Here is a 20,302-nt window from a genome sequence, read left to right on the forward strand (position 1 = left end):
GTCATTACCTGGGAAAAAACTGGGGTGTATTTCTTGGCGTCATCTATTTTTTGATGATTATTCACGGCATATTTATCTATTCCTTATCCGTGGTTTTTGACAGTGCCTCATATATCAAAACCTTCGGCTTAACCGATGCCGATCTTTCACAATCGATAATCTATAAAGTGGCCATTTTTGCCGTGCTGGTGGCCATTGCTTCCGGGGGAGAAAAGCTGCTGTTTAAAATCTCCGGCCCGATGGTGGTAGTTAAAGTGGGGATCATCATCGTGTTTGGTTTTGCGATGGTTCCGCACTGGAACTTCTCTAATATCAGCGCATTCCCTGAAGCATCGGTCTTCTTTCGCGACGTGCTGCTGACCATCCCGTTCTGCTTCTTCTCGGCGGTGTTTATTCAGGTGTTGAACCCAATGAACATCGCCTACCGCAAGCGGGTAGCGGACCGGGTTCTGGCCACCCGCATGGCAATACGCACGCATCGCATCAGTTACATTACGCTGATTGCGGTCATTCTGTTTTTCTCATTCTCTTTTACCTTTTCTATTAGTCATGAAGAGGCCGTTTCAGCCTTCGAACAAAATATTTCCGCACTGGCGCTGGCAGCGCAAGTCATTCCTGGGCAAATTATTCATATCACCTCAACGGTGCTAAATATCTTCGCCGTATTAACCGCATTCTTTGGTATTTATCTGGGGTTCCACGAGGCGATTAAGGGTATTATCCTTAATGTTCTGAGCCGTATTATTGATGTGGAGAAAATTAATCCCCTGGTGCTTACGCTGGGTATTTGCACCTTTATTGTTATCACCCTGGTGATCTGGGTGTCATTTCGTGTATCGGTACTGGTGTTCTTCCAGTTGGGTAGCCCACTTTACGGGATTGTGTCGTGTATTATTCCGTTTTTCCTGATCTATAAAGTAACGCAGCTGGAAAAACTACGCGGGCTGAAAACCTGGCTAATCCTGTTGTACGGGATCCTGCTGTGCCTGTCGCCATTATTGAAGCTGATTGACTAATCCGTTTACAGCGCCGTCAGTCACTGACGGCGCTTAACTCACGCTCTCCAGTTGATAGCTGCGAATTTTATTCAGTACCGTGGTATGTGACACCCCCAGCGCTTTAGCGATATGCCGCGACGACACATTCTCTTCCACCATCTGTTCAATAAGCTGGCGTTCAGCACACAAAACCTGTTCTTTAAAAGGACGCTCTGTCGGCGTCAGCTCAAAAGCAGGCAAATTCACCATCCCTAATTCTTCCCGCGTAATGACATCAGATTCCGCCATCAGCATCAGGCGAATGATGGTATTTTCCAGTTCACGAACGTTTCCCGGCCAGGTGTGATGATGCAGGGCATCAAAGCAGGCTTTATCCAGAATGATCCGTCGCTGGAATTCCTTCGCATATTTCTGCACAAAGTGGCGAATCAATAGGCTGATATCCTGCGGGCGCTCCCGCAGGGGCGGAATGGTCAGTGAAAGTACATTGATGCGGTAATAGAGATCGGCGCGCAGCAGACGTTGTTCCACCATCTCTTCCAGATTGGCGTTAGTTGCCACAATAATGCGCACATTGACCGGAATAATTTGCGCCCCGCCAACGCGACGGATCCCGCCATCCTGAAGTACGCGCAGTAATTTAGCCTGTAAGCTCAGCGACATTTCACCAAATTCATCGAGAAAAAGGGTGCCTTTATCGGCCATTTCAAACAGCCCTTTTTTGCCTTTACAATCTGCACCGCTAAAAGCTCCTTTCTCATAGCCAAAGAATTCACTCTCCATCAACGACTCAGGTAGCGCAGAGCAGTTGACCGGAATAAACGGATAAAAACGTCGCTGCCCGGAATTATGGATAGCCCGGGCCAGCAGTTCTTTGCCAGTACCCGTATCGCCGCGGATCAAAACGGTATATTTGCTGTCGGCAATTTTTATCGCCTTTTCGATAAGCGAGTGCATGCTCTGGCTGCTACAAATAATGTCAGAGAAATAGCGCGGGCGTTCCGGCTCAGGCGTTGACAGTTCGCTTATCTCTTCACACAGGTAAGCGACGTTAATAATATCGGCGCGCCGGCCTAAACAGGATTGCACGCAGGAAATATCCTGTAACTGCCGGCACCAGGATTTAATCAGGATCCGTCCAGGCGTGACTTTCATGGAGATGATATTGATATCGCAGCAGGAAAATTCTTTCAGGACATCCTCAACCATCGACAGACGATCAATTGTTTTAATATCCCAGCGTATCGTGACCACATTTGCTCCTGACAGTTAGCAACTGCGAAATAGATATTTCTGTGACGAGAGGAAATCTGACTACATTTTAGACGCTGTGGAATAATGTTCTGCCAGAGGACTCACATTGTGGACGTAAAAACAAAATATAAAAAAACCGGAGCACAAGGCTCCGGTTATCAGGTCATAACCCACGTTTATTGCTGTGGATTTTCATCCTGGTCAACAGCGAAACAGGCCACGAGTTGTCCACCGTAATCCTTCAGCTGCGGCTGAAGCTGGGTACACGGACCAAAACGCCGACGGCAGCGGGCATTGAACGCACAGCCCGGCGGTGGATTCAGCGGGCTTGGCAGCTCACCGGTCAGCTTGATACGCTCGCGGCGATCGTCCGGGTTCAGGCGTGGCGTCGCGGAGAGCAGAGCCTGCGTATACGGATGACGCGGATTATTGAAGATCTGATCCTTCGTTCCTTTTTCCACGCAGCGGCCTAAATACATCACCATCACCTCATCGGCAATGTGCTCTACCACCGACAGGTCATGCGAGATAAAGACGTATGACAGCCCCAGTTCCTGCTGCAAGTCCATCATCAGGTTCAGCACCTGCGCACGAACAGAAACGTCCAGCGCCGAGACAGGTTCGTCGGCGATCACCACGTCTGGATCAAGCATCAGCCCGCGAGCGATGGCAATACGCTGACGCTGACCGCCGGAGAACATGTGCGGATAGCGGTCGTAGTGCTCGGTTTTCAGCCCCACTTTCGCCATCATCGCCAGCGCTTTTTCACGACGCTCCTCTTTGCTTAGCGTGGAGTTGATCAGCAGCGGCTCTTCCAGAATCTGCCCTACTTTCTTGCGCGGGTTCAGGGAACCGTAAGGGTTCTGGAACACAATCTGGATTTTCTGCCGGCGCAGCTTCTGCGCCTGCGGGTCGTGCTTAAGCAGATCCTGCCCCTGGTAATACAGCTCGCCGCCGGTCGGGACTTCAATCATCGTCAGCAGGCGACCAAGGGTGGATTTCCCACAGCCCGACTCGCCTACCACCGCCAGCGTTTTGCCGCGTTCCAGGGTAAAGGAGACGCCGTCCAGCGCTTTCACCAGGCGTTCCGGGGCGAACATCCCCTTCTTCACCGGGTAGTGTTTTTTCAGGTCAATTGCCTGCAACAGCGGCTGTGGCAAAGCGGCCTTTTGCGTACTCATAGCCCAGGCCTCCCGGCATCATCAAGTGGGTAGTGGCATTTCGACTGACGACCGCCTTCCAGCAGGTTCAGTTCAGGTTCTTCAGCGCGGCATTTGTCAGTCGCATAGGGGCAGCGCGGGTTCAGTAAACAACCGGTCGGGCGGTCATATTTACCTGGCACCACGCCCGGCAACGAAGCCAGACGCGCTTTATCCTGTGCGAACTCCGGCAACGCGCGCAGCAACGCCTGGGTATACGGATGACGCGGCGCGCGGAAAATATCCTGCGCGGCCCCGGCTTCCACTACCTGCCCGGCGTACATCACAATGATCTTGTGCGCCGCTTCGGCCACCAGCGCCAGGTCGTGCGTGATTAAGACCAGCGCCATGTTCTCTTTTTGCTGCAATTCCAGCAGTAGCTCGATGATCTGCGCCTGAATGGTCACATCCAGCGCCGTTGTCGGTTCGTCGGCAATCAACAGCTTTGGACGACAGGCAATCGCCATCGCGATCATCACGCGCTGGCTCATCCCACCAGACAACTGGTGCGGATAGACATCCAGACGCGAGGCCGGATCGGGGATCCCCACCAGCGTCAGCAGGTCAATCGCCCGCTGAATACGCGTTTTTTTGTTGCCGCCCTGGTGCACCTTAATGGCTTCCATAATCTGGTAGCCGACGGTGTAGCACGGGTTAAGGCTGGTCATCGGGTCCTGGAAGATCATCGCCACTTCCGCGCCCACTAACTGGCGACGCTCTTTCTCAGAGATGCGCTTCAGGTCACGACCATTAAACTCCAGATTTTCGGCCATAACGCGACCTGGGTAGTCAATCAGTCCCATGATCGCCAGCGAGCTGACGGACTTACCAGAACCGGATTCCCCTACAATGCCAACCACTTCACCCTGGTTCACGCTGTAACTAATGCGGTCTACGGCACGGAATTCGGACCCCACATCGCCGAAGTGCACCGATAATTTATCTACATTTAATAACGCCATCTCGAACCTCTTACTGCTTCAGTTTGGGATCGAGCGCGTCACGCAGACCGTCACCCATCAGGTTAAATGCCAGCACCGTCAGCAGGATTGCCAGCCCCGGGAAGGTCACGACCCACCAGGCGCTTTGGGCAAATTGCAACACGTCAGAGAGCATGGTGCCCCATTCCGGCGTAGGCGGCTGTGCGCCCATCCCCAGGAAGCCGAGGGCAGCCATATCGAGAATGGCGTTAGAGAAGCCAAGCGACGCCTGAACAATCAGCGGCGCAAGACAGTTAGGAAGAATATTGACGAACATCTGGCGCATCGCACCGGCTCCGGCCACGCGAGATGCGGTAACGTAGTCGCGGTTAACCTCCACCAGGACGGCGGCGCGCGTCAGACGCACATAGTGCGGCAATGCCACGAACGTCAGCGCCAGCGCGGCGTTGCCAATCGAGGGCCCAAATACCGCCACCAGCACCAGCGCCAGTAACAGGCTCGGCAGTGCCAGCATGATGTCGACCACACGCATGATGACGTTATCGACAATCCCGCCAAAGTAACCGGCAATCAGCCCGAGAATCACGCCCATCAGCAGGGAGAGCACCACCACCAGACAGCCGACCAACAGAGACAGACGCGCACCGTACATCAGGCGGGACAGCACATCGCGGCCCACATCATCAGTACCAAACAGATGCGCCATGGTACCGCCTTCCTGCCACGCAGGAGGAGCCAGCAGCGTATCGCGGAACTGCTCTGCCGGGTTGTACGGCGCGAGGACGTTGGCAAAGACCGCAATCAGGATCATCACGACAACGTACACCAGCCCAACAACCGCACCTTTGTTGCGTTTAAAATAGTGCCAGAACTCCTGCAGCGGGGTCATGGGCACCGGTGCAGCAATAACTTTATTTTCAGTAACCTGTGACATGATGGCCCCTTACTTCCTATGCCGAATACGCGGGTTCACCACGCCGTACAGCAGGTCTACCAGCAGGTTGACGAGGATAATCATCGTCGCGACCAGCAGCACCCCGCCCTGTACCACTGGATAATCACGGCGTTGTAGCGCATCGATCAACCAGCGTCCCAGTCCCGGCCACGAGAAAATAGTCTCGGTCAGGATCGCCCCAGCCAATAACGTACCGACCTGCAGGCCGATAACGGTCACAACGGGCAGCATCGCGTTACGCAGAGCGTGAATGATGATGACGCGCATACGGGTCAGGCCTTTGGCGCGTGCGGTACGAATGTAATCTTCACCCAGTACTTCCAGCATCGATGAACGAGTCATACGCACAATTACCGCCAGAGGGATGGTGCCAAGCACCATTGCCGGCAGGATCATATGCGCCAGCGCATCGATAAAGTTGCCCTCTTCACCCCAAATGGCGGTGTCAATCAGCATAAAACCGGTCAGGGGATTGGAATCATCAAGGAACACCATGTCGCTCACCCGACCGGAAACCGGCGTCAGGTTCCACTGCACGGAAACCAGCATGATCAGCATCATGCCCCACCAGAAAATCGGCATGGAGTAACCGGTCAGCGCCAGGCCAACGGCAGTGTGGTCGAAAATGGAGCCGCGCTTAACGGCAGCAAGTACCCCCACCGGAATACCCACCGCAACGGCGAAAATCATCGCGCAGACGCCGAGTTCCAGCGTTGCTTTAAAGCGAGGAACGAACTCTTCCCACACCGGTAATCGGCTTTTCAGTGAGATACCTAAATCACCATGCATAACCCCCCAGATGTAATGGAGGTACTGCTGCCACATCGGTTTATCCAGCCCGAGTTCAGCCAACAGTTGAGCATGACGCTCAGGGGAAATTCCACGCTCACCCGCCATGATCATTACCGGATCGCCGGGGATCATATGAACGAAAGCAAAGGTGAGAAGAGTGATACCGATAAACGTGGGGATGACGAGTCCCAAACGTCGGAGAATGAACTGCAACATAACCCGGATTCTCTCTAATGACGCACGGCCTGGAACCGTGAATCTGTATTGCTCACAAATCTTATCTCCCCCTCCAGCGAGAGGGAGATAAAGCATTACTGTCAGGTGGCGCTACGGTGACCCGACTTAACGGTCCGTAGCACTGCCTGGCTTGCTTTTAATTATTCGACAGAGACGTTTTCGAAGTGATGTTTGCCTAATGGATCAACCACATAGCCTTTCACTTCTTTACGCACTGGTTCATACACGGTGGAGTGAGCAACAATCAGAGCCGGGGCCTGATCGTGCATAACAACCTGAGCTTGCTTGTACAGTTCAATACGTTTGTTGTGATCGTCGGTCGCACGCGCCGGCTGGATCAGATCTTCAAACGGCTTGTAGCACCAGCGAGAGTAGTTGGAACCGTCTTTCGCTGCCGCACAGCTGAACAGGGTGGCGAAGAAGTTGTCCGGATCCCCATTGTCACCGGTCCAACCCATCATCACCGCCTGATGCTCACCCGCTTTGGCGCGTTTCAGATATTCACCCCACTCGTAGGTCACAATCTTGGCCTGAACGCCAATTTTCGCCCAGTCAGCCTGAACCATTTCCGCCATACGGCGGGCGTTCGGGTTGTAAGGACGCTGTACCGGCATGGCCCACAGCTCAACGGTGAAGCCTTTATCCTGACCCGCTTCCTTCAGCAGCGCTTTAGCCTTTTCAGGATCGTAGGTGTAGTCTTTAACGTCGTCGTTATAGCCCCACATGGTCGGTGGGATCAGGTTTTTCGCGGCAACGCCAGCGCCCTGATATACCGCTTTAATGATGGCTTCTTTGTTCACCGCGTAGGTCAGCGCCTGACGGACTTTCACGTCATCAAACGGTTTCTTCTCGGTATTGAAAGAAAGGTAGCCAACGTTCAGACCGGCCTGCTCCATCAGGTTAATGTTTTTATCCTGCTTCATGCGCGCGATATCTGCCGGGTTCGGGTACGGCATCACCTGGCACTCGTTCTTCTGCAGTTTGGCGTAACGCACGGAAGCGTCAGGCGTAATCGAGAAGACCAGACGGTCAATCTGTGGCTTGGTGCCCCAGTAACCTTCGAATGCTTTATACAGAATACGGGAGTCTTTCTGGTACTGCTGCAGCTGGAACGGACCGGTCCCAATTGGGTTCAGATCCACTTTCTCCGGGGAACCGGCTTTCAGCATGTTGTCTGCATATTCTTTGGAAAGAATAGAAGCGAAGTCCATCGCCAGATCAGCCAGGAAAGGCGCTTCCGGGCGAGTCAGCACGAACTGAACGGTTTTATCGTCCACTTTTTTCACTTCGGAGATCAGATCTGGCAGACCCATCCCTTCGAAGTATTCATAGCTACCGCCAGAGACTTTGTGGTAAGGGTTCTGGGCATTTTTCTGACGATCGAAAGAGAACACCACGTCATCGGCGTTTAAATCGCGCGTCGGTTTGAAATCTTTGTTGTCCTGCCACTTCACGCCCTGGCGCAGGTGGAAGGTATAGGTTTTACCGTCTTCGCTGATTTCCCACTTCTCAGCAAGGCCCGGGATCACTTCAGTTGTACCGGTTTTGAACTCGACCAGGCGGTTATAGATCGGTACGGAGCTGGCATCATAGGTCGTGCCAGAGGTGAAAAGCTGTGGGTTAAAGCCTTCAGGAGATCCTTCTGAACAATAAACCAGAGTTTTAGCCTGTACGCTTGCGGCGCAGGTCATAGCCACCAGGCTCAGACCAAGCTTCAGCATCCCTGACTTCTTCAAGGAAATACTCATTCTTCTGCTCCAAATGTGATGTTTGTTGTTTTACCCTTTGCAGTGGGTTTGCACCGCCTGGCCTTTTTTGTTTTTTACCCGGCCGGGTCGGCGTTAAGAGGATAGGGATTCCGTTCACATAAGCGACTGAGTTGCAGTGCGGATTCTCCATGAAATGCCCCTCATGCCCTACAATCTGTCAACAGAATGTGAAAACGTCAATACAGGTAACCGTGATTTACACCAACGGTGAGAATTCGCAAACAAAGATTAAAAAAAGTGCAGAAGGACATTTTCAGCAGGGAAATTTGTGCTACGCGCACTATGCCAGAATAAACATCTTAATATTTCGCAACATTTGGTGATTAACATTTATGCAAATTATTAAAACTTTCTAAATTAATGCTGCATATCTGAGCGATTAATGCCATGAACGCTAAAGCGCACAGCGGAAAATGCCAGGTTCAGCCATAAGTAGCGCAAAAAAAGTTTCAAGCAAATATAAAAAAAGGCAATGGAATATGTCACAGAATCGTTAACAGTCAGTGGGAAGTGGTGCACAATTTTTGCAGATAAAAGGAAGGTCAATTTTGGTCGGTGATAGAGGATTACTCGCCACTGACGTGGCTCGCCCTACGGGCCGTTGCTAACGCAACGTTCTCTCGCTGCGCTCGAGTCGAACCTCTTCCCCCGGAGGTTCTCATCCTCGTGGGTTTCAAATGCAAAAAACCCTGCTCGTTGAGCAGGGTTTTGAATTTGGTCGGTGATAGAGGATTCGAACCTCCGACCCCTTCGTCCCGAACGAAGTGCGCTACCAGGCTGCGCCAATCACCGAATGCGGGGCGCATCTTACTGCTCAGCCGCGCCCCCGTCAATCCCTTAGTATCAAAATGCCATTTGATCGGCGAGAAAGTCAGCAGCCCAATTACTGAGCCGTAACCTTCTTCGCGTCCGGGATACGGCACCAGTTGTTATTCTCGTTAATACCGCCATTTGGCGAGGTATAACCGAGGCAACCCAAAATAGTGTCGTACAGTTCCACATGACGACGCGGCACCTTCATATCAGCTTCTTGCTTCAGGTGTGCAAACGCCTTCGCATGGTCTGGATCTTCCAGATATTTGTCTGACATCCACACCAGCATTGGAACGCGGAACTGCTCTGGCGGAGCCATTTTACGCGGCGTACCGTGCAGGTGCTCACGCTCGTTAATCGACTCACCGTGATCGGCGGCGTAGAACACTATCGCTTTCTTATCCCGCAGTTGATCAAACACTTTGGTAATAAAGTGATCAACATAGGTTACCGAGTTATCAAAAGAGTTAATCATCTCGGCTTTCGAGCAACCGCTATCCACATTGACACACTCCGGCTTCCACTGCGCATATTCGCGGGTGTAGCGCTGCGTGTAGTTAAAATGCGAACCTTTGGTATGCAAAATAATCAGACGTTTGCCATCATCATCCGTCGGTTGCAGAGACTGCTGCATTTCGGTAATCAACAGCATATCGTCAACGTTCTTGCCACGGTTACGCGGCTCTGCGCCAATCTGCTCTCGGTAAGCGATGTTCTCCGCCATGGTATTGCTGTAGAACCACATCTCGCTTTGCATCGCGTAGAGGTCTGTCTTGAACCCTAACTGACCGAGCACGGAAAAGACGTTTTGTTCTTTCAGGGTACGCTGCGGGTTTTCTTCCGCCCCACCTTCACGCACAAACATACAGCGCAGCGAAAGTTTGGTCGCCGTGTCACAGGAATATCCACGGAACGCGGCCAAGTTTTTCTCCTGGGCGAGCCTTGGCGTGGTATTTCGCTCATAGCCAAAAATCCCCATATGGTCCCAGCGGGTGGTTTCGCCGATAATAAAGACCACATAGGTGTCGTCGAGGTTCTTAGGCTCAACATAGGTAAATTTCTTCGCCGGGTTCATCAGCGATTTGTTGTCTGAGGATTCATCCACCTGTGCCCAGGCGTACAGACCCAGCGCAGAGAGCCAGTTTGACGGCAAGTAAGAGTTTGCCACAACCCCGCCATAGCTGGGTAAATCGATACCTGTTTCTCGCTCTACGCTTCTCTGTTGCATGCTCAGCAGGCGAATCGGCGCCCATACCATCAGGCCGGCCAGTAAAACTACCGCTACGCTACGCCACCTCATGCCCGGCGTACGAATTTGTCTCATCAACGTGTAGCGGCAGCGGTTACTCCAAATCAGCACCAAGGGAATAATACTGACCGAAACCAGCCACACGATGAAATGCCAGCCGACGACTTCTTTCGATAAATCAATATCCGTGGTCATTACGGAGGCGATAATACCGTAACCAATTACCACGTTCAGGAAGGTCATATAATAACTGGCGCCGGCAGAACACAGCACCAAACAGGTTGCCAGGACACGCCAGGCGCGGCGGCCAAACAAAGAGAGAAGGCGTAGTAAAAAGAAGGTCACCAGCACAGTGCCGGCCAATTCAACAACCGCGGAGAGTCCTTTCCAGACGGTAAAATCGTGCGCATATCCGCTAAAGCGACGGAAAAATACAGCACAGTTCATAAACAAACCGATATAGATTGCCAGCAAGAAACTGAGTTTCTGCTGCGTCATCGACTTAATGTATCTCATGCAAACAAACCCTGGAAATCGGGATAAAAAACCCTGAGCAGCGATCAATCAGACCTGACAGAGGAAAAATGCGACAACAGCAGAGGTGAAATGTCTACGGGCGCGGGTAAGTAGACCACAGGAGGGAGCAAAAGTGCTTATAGAGAATGAAAATGGCGCATAAATTTTTGTAAATATATGCGCCAGGTATTAATCATACTACTAATAGATTTAGGCGTGCGCCTCGGTATAGACGCTACGTTGTGGCTGACGAATAGTGGTAGAAAGCGCCAGCGAAATGATTAACAGCGCAAAGATAACGCAGAAGGTCACATAGAACCCGCCAAACAGCGAGGCGATAATGGAACCGCAAATGCTACCGATACCGAAGCCCAGGTAAATAACACCGTAGTTTTTAGCCAGGTTATTCAGACCGAAGAACTCGCTGACCAGTGACGGGAATACGGTGATGGTGCCGCCAAAGTTAAACGCGACACAGGCAATTGCCATAAAGAAGGTTACGTCATTCAGCGGCGCGAACAACAGTGCAGCCATACCGACCAGCGAAACGACCTGACCAATGGTGATCACGCGAATACGGGAGATTTTATCGGACAGAATCCCCAGCACCAGACGACCCGACAGGTTCGCGATAGAAATGACGGTAACCGCATTCGCCGCCGTCGCCACATCCATATGCGCCAGGCTTTGTGCGATATCTTTCGCCACGCCAATGACGTACAGACCGCTCATACACGCCGTCAGGAACATGACTGCCAGCATCCAGTACTGCGGTTTGCGCATGGACTGCGCCAGGGTGTAGTCGTTCTCAACCACGCCATTCTTCGCTTTCACTTCCTGATTCGGCGCATCTTTCATCAGCGTGGAGCCAAAGACGATCATCACCAGTACGATCGCGCCCCAAATCATGAAGGTTTTTTCCAGGCCCACGGTGCTCAGCAGTTGGCTGTCGATAAATTTAAAACCGAGGCTGCCAAGGCCATAAGAACCGATGGCAAAGGCGGAAATCAGCCCTTTACGCTCAGGGAACCATTTTACGCAGTTGGAAAGCGTTAACAGGTAACCTGCACCATCCGCCAGACCAACCAGCACACCGGCGCTCAGCCACAGCATAATCAGACTGTTGGAATGGGCGGTTAAGAAGAAACCGACGCCGAGTAAAATACCGGAGGCCATGGTGACGCGTTTCACGCCAAAACGTTCCTGCAGCTTGCCGGCAACGGAAGAGGAAATCGCCAGCCCGAGGCTCAGCAGGCCAAAGGAAAATGCCACCTGACTTACCGGCGCATCGAGCTTAGAAGAGAGCGCGCCATTAAACAGGCTCCAGGTATAAACAGAACCTAAAGCAAATTGGGTAATAATCGTGCCGATCAGTGTTAGCCAGCGTGTGCGCTGATAATCAGAAGTTTTCATGGCAGTCTTCCTGCATAAGCAAAATGGGAAATTCTCTGCCAACAACCATACCGAAGCGCTTTTATGGCCAGGAGAAAACGGCATGAAATGCCACCAGGACGGAATGAAATGCCTGGAATGCGGAATGAATGACGAGACAAAAAGTCGGGTTACTGAATTTTATCGTAAGAGTTAGTACACGCTATCGCTGAGGGGCGTGTGATTGCTGTTCTCAATATGTAACGGAGATGTTTAGCTGATGATTTTTTGCGTTAAAATTTGGCACTCACTCCCATGGTGTACATATAGTCGCTGTTATTGGCGCTATTTTCCGCCTGCGAAAGCGCCGCGTAAGCCGCCATGTGCCTGTTCAACAGCATATCTGCGCCAACGGTAACATCCAGCCAGTTACCGTCTTGACCCGCCGCCGTCATGCGACTGAGGCCCGACTGCGCTTTCCAGATATTCTCGCCAAACTGCTGGTTATAGCTGATTTGCGCCCACGGTCGCACATCACCGAACTGAGAATTGACTCGCCAGCCTAACGTGCTGACGCTGGCATGCCACAGCGGATCGTTCTGCGTTACCGACGTCACGCTATCGCCAAATTCGTTGTAAGTAGACGTGGTCGAACCGTCATAATGCAGCGCGGCCACCGGACCGGTCATCACCTGCCTTGAAAGCGGAAAGTTCCAGCCCATACTCATGCCGCTGGTCGCATCCATAGGCGTTTCATCCGCCAGATTCACCACGGGACCCGCCACGCTTTGAGTTGAGCGAATACGTTCTTCCAGAATGTCGTTATAACGTGGTTGGTGATCGCTGTCCCATGTATAACGTTCAGCCGTATGCCCTGACATCGCATCAACGATATATTCTTGTTGCCAGCCATATGCTGTATTGATGAACAGCGCACAAACTACGACGCTCGCCAGAGTTAACCTTTGGCGACCACTACTGTTTCTTATAATCATCAACGCGACTCCAGAAAAGAGCCGAATTCGGCGATATTATTGTCATTGTGTGAAGGATATCGGGCCCATCAGGCCCTGTATTAAATATTGTCTTTTTAGCTGGCGCGTCAAGGCGGGCCGAATGAAATTTTTACGCCAGTAAAAACAGCGAGGAAGAATATGCAGCGTTGCGGATGGGTCAGCCAGGACCCACTTTACATTGCCTACCACGACAAGGAATGGGGCGTCCCCGAAACAGATGGCAACAAGCTGTTCGAAATGATCTGTCTGGAAGGCCAACAGGCCGGTTTATCGTGGATCACCGTGCTTAAGAAACGGGAAAATTATCGCCACGCCTTCCACTATTTTGACCCGGAAAAAGTGGCGGCCATGACCGAAGAAGATGTGGAAAGACTGGTACTGGATGCCGGCATTATTCGCCATCGAGGAAAAATTCAGGCCATTATAGGCAACGCTCGCGCCTTTCTGACCATGGCGCAAAACGGAGAATCGTTTAGCGAGTTCGTCTGGTCGTTTGTTGATAACCAACCGCAACTGACCCGCGCCGCCAACCTGAGCGATATCCCCACCTCTACACCGGCGTCAGATGCACTGTCTAAAGCGTTAAAAAAACGCGGATTTAAGTTTGTCGGCACCACCATCTGTTACTCCTTTATGCAGGCATGCGGCCTGGTCAACGACCATGTCACCAGCTGTATCTGTTACCCGGGAGAACAACATGATTCGTGAATCAAAGGCTGACGATCTACCGTCGATTCTGGCGCTGTGGATGGAAAGCACGATCCATGCCCATCCGTTTATCGAAGAACGCTACTGGCGCGAAAGTGAATCCATCGTGCGGGATGTTTACCTGCCAGCCGCACAAACCTGGGTATGGGAAGAAGAAGGGGTGCTCAAAGGCTTTGCCAGCGTCATTGACGACCGTTTTCTCGGCGCGCTGTTCGTCGCGCCTGCCGCCATCAGAAGCGGGATCGGCAAAGCGCTGGTGCAGCATGTGCAGCAGCGCTTTTCGTTACTCAGCCTCGAGGTCTACCAGAAGAATCAATCAGCGGTGAACTTCTACCATGCGCTGGGTTTTCGCATTGAAGATGGCGCATGGCAGGAAGAGACTCACCATCCCACGTGGATTATGGGTTGGCAGGCGGATCAAACGCCGTAAGCGTCAACGTTGGTCCGCTGTATTTTTCGAGCCACGCCAGCGCAGTGTTGCCCGCGCAGCCATTCCCCAGCTTCGAGCTGGGGAGATCTTTGGTCAGCACGTTGACGGCGCCATTTTTACAAATACCGTTGGCGGCGAGATCCAAATCAGGCCAGGCGCCCTCATGAATACAGATGACACCGGGTTTAATTCCCGTCGTCACGACCGCTCCCGCCAGAACGTGCCCACGCTGGTTCCACACCCTGACCGTGTCGCCATCCGCAATACCGCGCGCTTTGGCATCCTGCGGATGAATCGTGACGGGCTCACGATCCGCTACCGCATACTGTTCGCGCAACGCGCTGTAATTTAGCTGACTGTGCAAACGGTGCGCCGGATGGGCGGAAAGCAGCTGTAACTGGCCCGGCTCGGCGTTACCGAACCACTCATCCGGCTCCAGCCACATCGGATGCCCCGCACAGTCCGCGTAACCGTAACTGGCAATCCTCGCGGAGTAGATTTCAATTTTACCGCTGTCCGTTTTCAGCGGATGCGCCTGTGGGTTGCGGCGAAAATCCGCGAAACGGATAAACTGCGCGCTGGCGGCATTTTCCGGCATTTCGATCAGCGCATTCCGCTGCCAAAACTCGGTGAATGGCGGCAACGTCACCTGCTGGCTAGCCCCACGCTGCCCGGCAATGTTGTAAAAAGTCTCCAGCCATTCCAGCTCGCTTTTGCCTTCAGTAAATCGCTCATATCCGCCCTTCTCCCAGCGTTCACTCAGCTCGGCAAAGACATCAAAATCATTTCGCGCTTCATCCTGCGGCGATACAACCTGCTTCATCGGCACCAGATGCTGGTTGCTGTAATCGCCAGTCATGGTCAAATCATTACGCTCAAAAGACGTCGTCGCCGGCAGCACGATATCGGCATGCTTCGCTGCGGCTGTCCAGAAACACTCTGAGATAACCACCAGCTCCGGTTTTTGCCAGGCGCGAATCAGACGGTTGGTGTCCTGATGATGGGTGAAGTTAGCGCCGCCTGCCCACCAAAGCATACGGATGTCCGGGAAATGGCGGTCCATACCGTTGTGCTGATAAAAACCACCCGGGTTCTCCAGCGCTTCAACAATTCGCGCCACCGGGATTTTATCCACCGCGTCGGTGCCGTTTTTAACGCTGCCCTGCATTGAAGCCAGCACCGCAGCACGGCGCGTTGGGTTGCCGCCGTTGGCAAAATGATACGACAGCCCAAAGCCGCCGCCAGGCGTCCCGATTTGCCCGAGCATGGCAGCCAGCGTGACAATCATCCAGTGTTTCTGCTCGCCATACTGCTGGCGTTGCATACCCCACCCCGCCATCAGCATGGTGGTGTTTTGGTGAAATATAGCCGCAAGTTCACGTATTTTCGCCGCCGGAACACCACAAATTTCAGCGGCCCATTCTGCCGTTTTTGCAACATCGTCAGATTTGCCCAGCAGATAGTCGGCAAAACGGTCATATCCGGTCGTACACCGGGTGAGAAAGTCCGCGTCGTGCCAGCCGTTTTCCACCAGCGTATGCGCGATACCCAGCATCAGCGCCACGTCGGTCCCCATATGCGGAGCGATCCATTCCATCTTCTCGCCAAAGAAATCGACGCTTTCCGATCGCATCGGATCGATACAGATCAACCGCTTCCCGCTGCCACGCAGTGCCTCAAAGTAAGCGAGGCCCTGCTCGTCGGAGGCGTTCCAGGCAATTTTCAGGGTATTCAGCGGATTGGCGCTCCATAACACCACCACTTCACTGTTCTCCAGCACCACCGGCCAACTGGTCTGCTGCTGGTAAACTTCGTTACCGCCCACCACGTACGGCATGATGGCCTGCGCAGCGCCCGTCGAGTAATCCCCCAGATGCCCGGTATAACCACCCGCCAGCGCCATATAACGCTGTAACAGGGTTGCGGCTTTGTGTAACACGCCGTTGGAACGCCAGCCGTAGGAACCGGCAAAAATCGAGGCCGGCCCGTAGCTGTCACGGATGCGTTTATGCTGCGTATGGATAAGATTCAGCGCGTCGTCCCAACTGACACGAACAAATTCATCTTGCCCGCGCCCCCCCTGCGGATTCTCCGGCGAGGCGAGAAAGCCTTTACGCACCATGGGAAAACGTACCCGTGTTTTACTGTGTACCTGGTCGCGCACCACGGTTTGCAAAGAGTTGGGATGGGCGGTGGGCAGCGCGCCGCGAGAGGAGAAAACCGTCTCGCCATCGGTTTCGACGAGAATAGGTCCCCAGTGGGCGGCGGTTAACACCGAGTAATGTGCGGGTGAATTAGCCAAGATGGCGCTCCTGAATGCGATGTGACGGCTTATTTATTATGCCGTTCAATGTTACTTACAAATTTCAGAGTCTTCCCTGGAATTTTCTTCATGTTCACACGTCATAATCAACCGCCACGGTCGCTGTGGCAAAGAAGAAAAAGTCATTAAGGAATTAAGATGAAGAAACGTGTTTTTGTTATTGCTGCCATCGTGAGCGGCGCCCTGGCGGTTTCTGGCTGCACAACAAACCCTTACACCGGCGAACGCGAAGCGGGTAAATCCGGCATTGGCGCGGGTATTGGCTCTCTGGTCGGCGCGGGTATTGGCGCACTCTCTTCTTCGAAGAAAGATCGCGGCAAAGGCGCGCTGATTGGTGCGGCGGCTGGCGCGGCCGTTGGCGGCGGTGTCGGCTATTACATGGACGTGCAGGAAGCAAAACTGCGCGACAAAATGCAAGGGACGGGCGTCAGCGTGACGCGCAGTGGCGATAACATCATCCTGAATATGCCAAATAACGTCACCTTCGACAGCAACAGCAGCAACCTGAAACCTGCGGGTGCCAACACCCTGACCGGCGTGGCAATGGTACTGAAAGAGTACAATAAAACCGCCGTCAACGTGCTCGGCTTCACCGACAGCACCGGCAGTCAGGATCTGAATATGCGCCTGTCGCAGCAGCGCGCGGACTCCGTGGCCAGCGCCTTAATCACTCAAGGCGTCGCCGCTAACCGTATCCGCACTCAGGGTATGGGCCCGGCAAATCCGATCGCCAGCAACAGCACGGCGGAAGGTAAAGCGCAAAACCGCCGCGTAGAGATCACCTTAAGCCCGCTCCAGTAACGTTTTGTGCCGGATAATGGCAGCGTCTTATCCGGCATGAAGCACTTGCCATCGTTGATTTTCGCGTTAAGGTGTTGTCACCAAATTTAGGGAAATCAGCGATGAGCAAATCAACACGGGCAACCATCAGCGATGTGGCGAAAGCCGCAAAAACCGGCAAGACCAGCATTTCACGCTACCTCAACGGTGAAAAGCACCTGCTTTCCGACGCGCTACTGGCCCGCATTGAACAAGCCATTGCCGATCTCGACTACCGTCCCAGCCTGATGGCAAGAGGCCTGAAACACGGTCGTACCCGTCTGATTGGTCTGATCATCGCCGATATTACTAATCCCTACTCCGTCAACGTGTTAAGCGGTATTGAAGCCGCCTGTCGCGATAAGGGCTTTACCCCGCTGGTGTGTAACACCAACAACGAAGTGGATCAGGAGCTGCATTATCTCGACCTGCTGCGCAGCTACCAGGTCGAAGGGATTGTGGTCAACGCCGTTGGAATGCGCGAAGAGGGGCTGAACCGCCTGCAACAGTCTGCGCTACCGATGGTACTGATTGACCGTAAAATCCCCGATTTTGCCTGTGATATGGTCGGGCTGGATAACACCCAGGCGGCAACGGTTGCCACTGAACATCTGGTCGAGCAAGGTTTTGAAGCCATCCTGTTCCTCAGCGAACCGCTGGGCATGGTGAATACCCGCCGCGAACGCCTGAGCGCTTTTCGCGCCACGCTCGCACAGTACCCCGGCGTTATCGCGCAAAATGCCGAAGTCCCGCTAACGGACAATACGCAACTGGATGACACGCTGCGCCAGTTTCACCAGCAGCATCGGGGGATGCGCAAAGCCGTTATCTCTGCAAACGGCGCTCTCACGCTGCAGGTTGCCCGCGCCCTGAAGCGCATTGGCCTTAACTGGGGCAGCGATATCGGCCTGCTCGGTTTTGACGAACTGGAATGGGCGGAGCTGGCGGGCGTCGGTATCACCACGTTGAAACAACCCACATGGCAGATTGGCTACACCGCCGTTGAGCAGGTTGTACGCCGAATTGATGGCGGCTCTGCTGCCATTCAGGAACAGGTATTCTCCGGCGAGCTGATCGTGCGCGGCTCAACCGCCCGTTAAATTTCCTTCGTGATGGTGATCATAAATTCGACATCATGAGCTTTTCTTTGGAACCGGTTCCATCTAGCGTTATAACAAGAATGCTAGTCTGGAGTTTCCATGAAAAGAAAAATTATGGTGGTTACCGCCGCCTACGGCTACGACCAGGTGCGGGCAGCAGGCGGGCAAACGGCAATGTTGCCCATCATTGCCGAAGCCGGTGCTGACGGCGTCGAAATCCGCCGCGAGTTATTAACCGACGCCGAGCTGAAAACGCTGTCCACAATGGCCTCTGCAATCGAACTCTTCGGCCTGCTGGCCTGTTATTCAGCGCCTGAACCGTTATTCCTTGAGGATGGGAACCTGAATCCCCGACTTCCGCAGCTCCTCGAAGAAGCGCAGGCCCTACAGGCGCTGTGGTTAAAAGTCTCTCTCGGTCATTTTTCCCATACCGAACAGTTCGACGATTTACGTGAATGGCTGGACAACAGCGGCATGGAGCTGGTTGTGGAAAACGATCAGACCGCCTGCGGACGCCTGCAGCCGATGCAACGTTTTAATGAAGCCTGTCAGACGCAAAACCTGCCGATATCTCTGACTTTCGATATGGGCAACTGGCTGTGGGTTGGCGACTCCCCGGAACAGGCCGCGCAGAACCTGGCGCCAACCGTCGGATATATCCATGTCAAAGCCGCAGTTACGCATCGCGATAGCTACCGAGCCGTACCGCCTGATGAAGCAGATTCACGCTGGCTGGCGCTGTTAAAAACGCTGCCCAACGATGTTCCGCGCGGTATTGAGTTCCCCCTGGAAGGGCAGGATTTGACGGCGGTTACCCGCCACTACGTCGAGCTGTTACGCGAGGAGTAACACATGAAAAATTCACTGGATGCGGTCACTATTGGTGAAGCGATGGCGATGTTTGTCGCCACGCAAACCGGCGAACTCACGGATGTAGAGCAGTTTATCAAGCGCGTTGCAGGCGCTGAACTCAACGTGGCGACCGGTCTTGCTCGTCTGGGCCTGAAGGTCGGCTGGGTGAGCCGCGTAGGCAACGACAGTTTTGGTCGTTTTATCATTAAGTCGCTGGAAAAAGAAGGGATAGATGCGCAGGGAGTTACCCTGGATGGGCGTTACGCTACCGGCTTTCAGCTTAAATCTAAGGTCGAAAATGGAACCGATCCCATTGTGGAGTATTTCCGCAAAGGGTCCGCCGCCAGCCACCTCAGCGTTGAGGATTATCACGAGGACTATTTCGCCAGCGCGCGCCACTTGCACCTGAGCGGCGTGGCGGCAGCGCTTTCTGCCAGCTCCTATGAACTACTGGCGCACACCGCCCGCACACTGAAAGCCCAGGGGAAGACCATCTCGTTCGACCCAAATTTGCGTCCGGTACTGTGGAAAAGCGAAGCCGAAATGGTGGAAAAACTGAACCGGCTGGCATTCCAGGCTGACTGGGTTTTACCTGGATTAAAAGAGGGGATGATTTTAACCGGCCAACAGACGCCTGAAGCCATCGCCGACTTTTATCTGCGTCACGGAGTGAAGGCCGTGATCATCAAAACCGGGGCTGATGGCGCCTGGTACAAAACAGCCAGCGGTGAACAAGGTTGCGTTGCACCGGTAAAAGTCGACAACGTGGTCGATACGGTCGGCGCAGGCGATGGCTTTGCCGTGGGCGTTATCAGCGCCCTGCTGGAAGGCCGTTCGCTGCATCAGGCGGTGACCCGCGGCAATAAAATCGGCGCACTGGCCATTCAGGTTCAGGGCGACAGCGAAGGATTACCCACACGTGAACAATTAGGGGAATAAACTCCCGGCCAACTCTGTCTC

Annotated in this window: 18 protein-coding genes, 1 tRNA gene and 1 other RNA gene; 7 read left to right on the plus strand and 13 right to left on the minus strand. The window is 53.4% G+C overall.

Features of this window, described 5'->3' with window-relative positions:
- Positions 1-1,016 (plus strand): transporter (locus tag KQJ19_RS14335; RefSeq protein WP_216403792.1); only part of this gene is annotated, 1,016 nt, incomplete at its 5' end.
- Between the two features lie 33 nt (positions 1,017-1,049).
- Here KQJ19_RS14335 and KQJ19_RS14340 read toward each other — a convergent pair.
- From KQJ19_RS14340 to KQJ19_RS14395, 12 genes are all read right to left on the minus strand, one after another.
- Positions 1,050-2,252 carry a sigma 54-interacting transcriptional regulator gene (locus tag KQJ19_RS14340; protein ID WP_216403793.1) on the minus strand — a complete coding sequence of 401 codons (1,203 nt, stop codon included), beginning with the start codon at positions 2,250-2,252 and terminating at the stop codon, positions 1,050-1,052.
- A 176-nt stretch (positions 2,253-2,428) separates the two neighbouring features.
- Positions 2,429-3,433, minus strand: coding sequence for a dipeptide ABC transporter ATP-binding subunit DppF (gene dppF, locus KQJ19_RS14345; protein ID WP_003827418.1), 1,005 nt, complete (start codon positions 3,431-3,433; stop codon positions 2,429-2,431).
- Complete coding sequence (gene dppD, locus KQJ19_RS14350; protein ID WP_016154901.1) at positions 3,430-4,413, minus strand: dipeptide ABC transporter ATP-binding protein; 984 nt, start codon at positions 4,411-4,413, stop codon at positions 3,430-3,432. Before dppD ends, dppF begins: the two co-directional genes overlap by 4 nt.
- 10 nt (positions 4,414-4,423) lie before the next feature.
- Positions 4,424-5,326, minus strand: a complete 903-nt coding sequence (gene dppC, locus KQJ19_RS14355) for a dipeptide ABC transporter permease DppC (RefSeq protein WP_016154902.1) — start codon at positions 5,324-5,326, stop codon at positions 4,424-4,426.
- Between the two features lie 9 nt (positions 5,327-5,335).
- Entirely contained in the window at positions 5,336-6,355 is a 1,020-nt protein-coding gene (gene dppB / locus KQJ19_RS14360) for a dipeptide ABC transporter permease DppB (RefSeq protein ID WP_016154903.1), read from the minus strand.
- A gap of 161 nt (positions 6,356-6,516) precedes the next feature.
- On the minus strand, positions 6,517-8,124 hold the full coding sequence (gene dppA, locus KQJ19_RS14365) for a dipeptide ABC transporter periplasmic-binding protein DppA (protein WP_016154904.1): 1,608 nt from the start codon (positions 8,122-8,124) through the stop codon (positions 6,517-6,519).
- The gene (locus tag KQJ19_RS14370; protein WP_137398959.1) at positions 8,039-8,275 is read right to left on the minus strand and encodes a hypothetical protein; all 237 of its coding nucleotides are present in this window, start codon (positions 8,273-8,275) and stop codon (positions 8,039-8,041) included. The genes dppA and KQJ19_RS14370 overlap by 86 nt, the downstream gene beginning before the upstream one ends.
- 419 nt (positions 8,276-8,694) lie before the next feature.
- Positions 8,695-8,827: non-coding RNA, RtT sRNA (locus KQJ19_RS14375), on the minus strand.
- Between the two features lie 33 nt (positions 8,828-8,860).
- Positions 8,861-8,937 (minus strand) — tRNA-Pro (locus tag KQJ19_RS14380).
- A gap of 91 nt (positions 8,938-9,028) precedes the next feature.
- On the minus strand, positions 9,029-10,723 hold the full coding sequence (gene eptB, locus KQJ19_RS14385; RefSeq protein WP_016157716.1) for a kdo(2)-lipid A phosphoethanolamine 7''-transferase: 1,695 nt from the start codon (positions 10,721-10,723) through the stop codon (positions 9,029-9,031).
- A gap of 210 nt (positions 10,724-10,933) precedes the next feature.
- Positions 10,934-12,136 (minus strand): MFS transporter, encoded by a 1,203-nt coding sequence (locus tag KQJ19_RS14390; protein ID WP_016154906.1) that lies wholly within the window; start codon positions 12,134-12,136, stop codon positions 10,934-10,936.
- A 251-nt stretch (positions 12,137-12,387) separates the two neighbouring features.
- Positions 12,388-13,089 (minus strand): autotransporter outer membrane beta-barrel domain-containing protein, encoded by a 702-nt coding sequence (locus KQJ19_RS14395; protein ID WP_103766981.1) that lies wholly within the window; start codon positions 13,087-13,089, stop codon positions 12,388-12,390.
- 159 nt (positions 13,090-13,248) lie between these two features.
- Here KQJ19_RS14395 and tag point away from each other — a divergent pair, with 159 nt between their 5' ends.
- Together tag and KQJ19_RS14405 are read left to right on the plus strand one after the other, a co-directional pair.
- Positions 13,249-13,818, plus strand: a complete 570-nt coding sequence (tag, locus tag KQJ19_RS14400; RefSeq protein ID WP_103766982.1) for a DNA-3-methyladenine glycosylase I — start codon at positions 13,249-13,251, stop codon at positions 13,816-13,818.
- Entirely contained in the window at positions 13,808-14,248 is a 441-nt protein-coding gene (locus tag KQJ19_RS14405) for an N-acetyltransferase (RefSeq protein WP_016157718.1), read from the plus strand. Before tag ends, KQJ19_RS14405 begins: the two co-directional genes overlap by 11 nt.
- Here KQJ19_RS14405 and KQJ19_RS14410 read toward each other — a convergent pair.
- A complete protein-coding gene (locus KQJ19_RS14410; RefSeq protein ID WP_216403794.1) occupies positions 14,217-16,550 on the minus strand; it encodes a molybdopterin guanine dinucleotide-containing S/N-oxide reductase in 2,334 nt (777 codons plus the stop codon). The genes KQJ19_RS14405 and KQJ19_RS14410 overlap by 32 nt on opposite strands.
- A 159-nt stretch (positions 16,551-16,709) precedes the next feature.
- Here KQJ19_RS14410 and KQJ19_RS14415 point away from each other — a divergent pair, with 159 nt between their 5' ends.
- From KQJ19_RS14415 to KQJ19_RS14430, 4 genes are all read left to right on the plus strand, one after another.
- Positions 16,710-17,372: an OmpA family lipoprotein gene (locus tag KQJ19_RS14415; protein WP_016157720.1), complete on the plus strand. Its 663-nt coding sequence runs from the start codon at positions 16,710-16,712 to the stop codon at positions 17,370-17,372.
- Between the two features lie 101 nt (positions 17,373-17,473).
- Entirely contained in the window at positions 17,474-18,490 is a 1,017-nt protein-coding gene (locus KQJ19_RS14420; protein ID WP_005133828.1) for a LacI family DNA-binding transcriptional regulator, read from the plus strand.
- A 99-nt stretch (positions 18,491-18,589) separates the two neighbouring features.
- Positions 18,590-19,339: a hypothetical protein gene (locus KQJ19_RS14425; RefSeq protein ID WP_016154912.1), complete on the plus strand. Its 750-nt coding sequence runs from the start codon at positions 18,590-18,592 to the stop codon at positions 19,337-19,339.
- A gap of 3 nt (positions 19,340-19,342) precedes the next feature.
- Entirely contained in the window at positions 19,343-20,281 is a 939-nt protein-coding gene (locus tag KQJ19_RS14430) for a sugar kinase (RefSeq protein ID WP_047501339.1), read from the plus strand.
- Positions 20,282-20,302: the final 21 nt, after the last annotated feature.

Origin of the sequence: Citrobacter sp. S46_ASV_140, from assembly GCF_018919545.1 — a bacterium.
GTDB lineage: Bacteria > Pseudomonadota > Gammaproteobacteria > Enterobacterales > Enterobacteriaceae > Citrobacter > Citrobacter braakii.

Coding starts and splice junctions, on each gene's coding strand:
- dppD (WP_016154901.1), bottom strand. CDS start 4,413: ATGGCGTTATTAAATGTAGATAAATTATCGGTGCACTTCGGCGATGTG.
- KQJ19_RS14390 (WP_016154906.1), bottom strand. CDS start 12,136: ATGAAAACTTCTGATTATCAGCGCACACGCTGGCTAACACTGATCGGC.
- dppC (WP_016154902.1), bottom strand. CDS start 5,326: ATGTCACAGGTTACTGAAAATAAAGTTATTGCTGCACCGGTGCCCATG.
- KQJ19_RS14370 (WP_137398959.1), bottom strand. CDS start 8,275: ATGGAGAATCCGCACTGCAACTCAGTCGCTTATGTGAACGGAATCCCT.
- KQJ19_RS14415 (WP_016157720.1), top strand. CDS start 16,710: ATGAAGAAACGTGTTTTTGTTATTGCTGCCATCGTGAGCGGCGCCCTG.
- KQJ19_RS14395 (WP_103766981.1), bottom strand. CDS start 13,089: ATGATTATAAGAAACAGTAGTGGTCGCCAAAGGTTAACTCTGGCGAGC.
- KQJ19_RS14425 (WP_016154912.1), top strand. CDS start 18,590: ATGAAAAGAAAAATTATGGTGGTTACCGCCGCCTACGGCTACGACCAG.
- KQJ19_RS14430 (WP_047501339.1), top strand. CDS start 19,343: ATGAAAAATTCACTGGATGCGGTCACTATTGGTGAAGCGATGGCGATG.
- dppB (WP_016154903.1), bottom strand. CDS start 6,355: ATGTTGCAGTTCATTCTCCGACGTTTGGGACTCGTCATCCCCACGTTT.
- eptB (WP_016157716.1), bottom strand. CDS start 10,723: ATGAGATACATTAAGTCGATGACGCAGCAGAAACTCAGTTTCTTGCTG.
- KQJ19_RS14420 (WP_005133828.1), top strand. CDS start 17,474: ATGAGCAAATCAACACGGGCAACCATCAGCGATGTGGCGAAAGCCGCA.
- dppA (WP_016154904.1), bottom strand. CDS start 8,124: ATGAGTATTTCCTTGAAGAAGTCAGGGATGCTGAAGCTTGGTCTGAGC.
- KQJ19_RS14405 (WP_016157718.1), top strand. CDS start 13,808: ATGATTCGTGAATCAAAGGCTGACGATCTACCGTCGATTCTGGCGCTG.
- tag (WP_103766982.1), top strand. CDS start 13,249: ATGCAGCGTTGCGGATGGGTCAGCCAGGACCCACTTTACATTGCCTAC.
- dppF (WP_003827418.1), bottom strand. CDS start 3,433: ATGAGTACGCAAAAGGCCGCTTTGCCACAGCCGCTGTTGCAGGCAATT.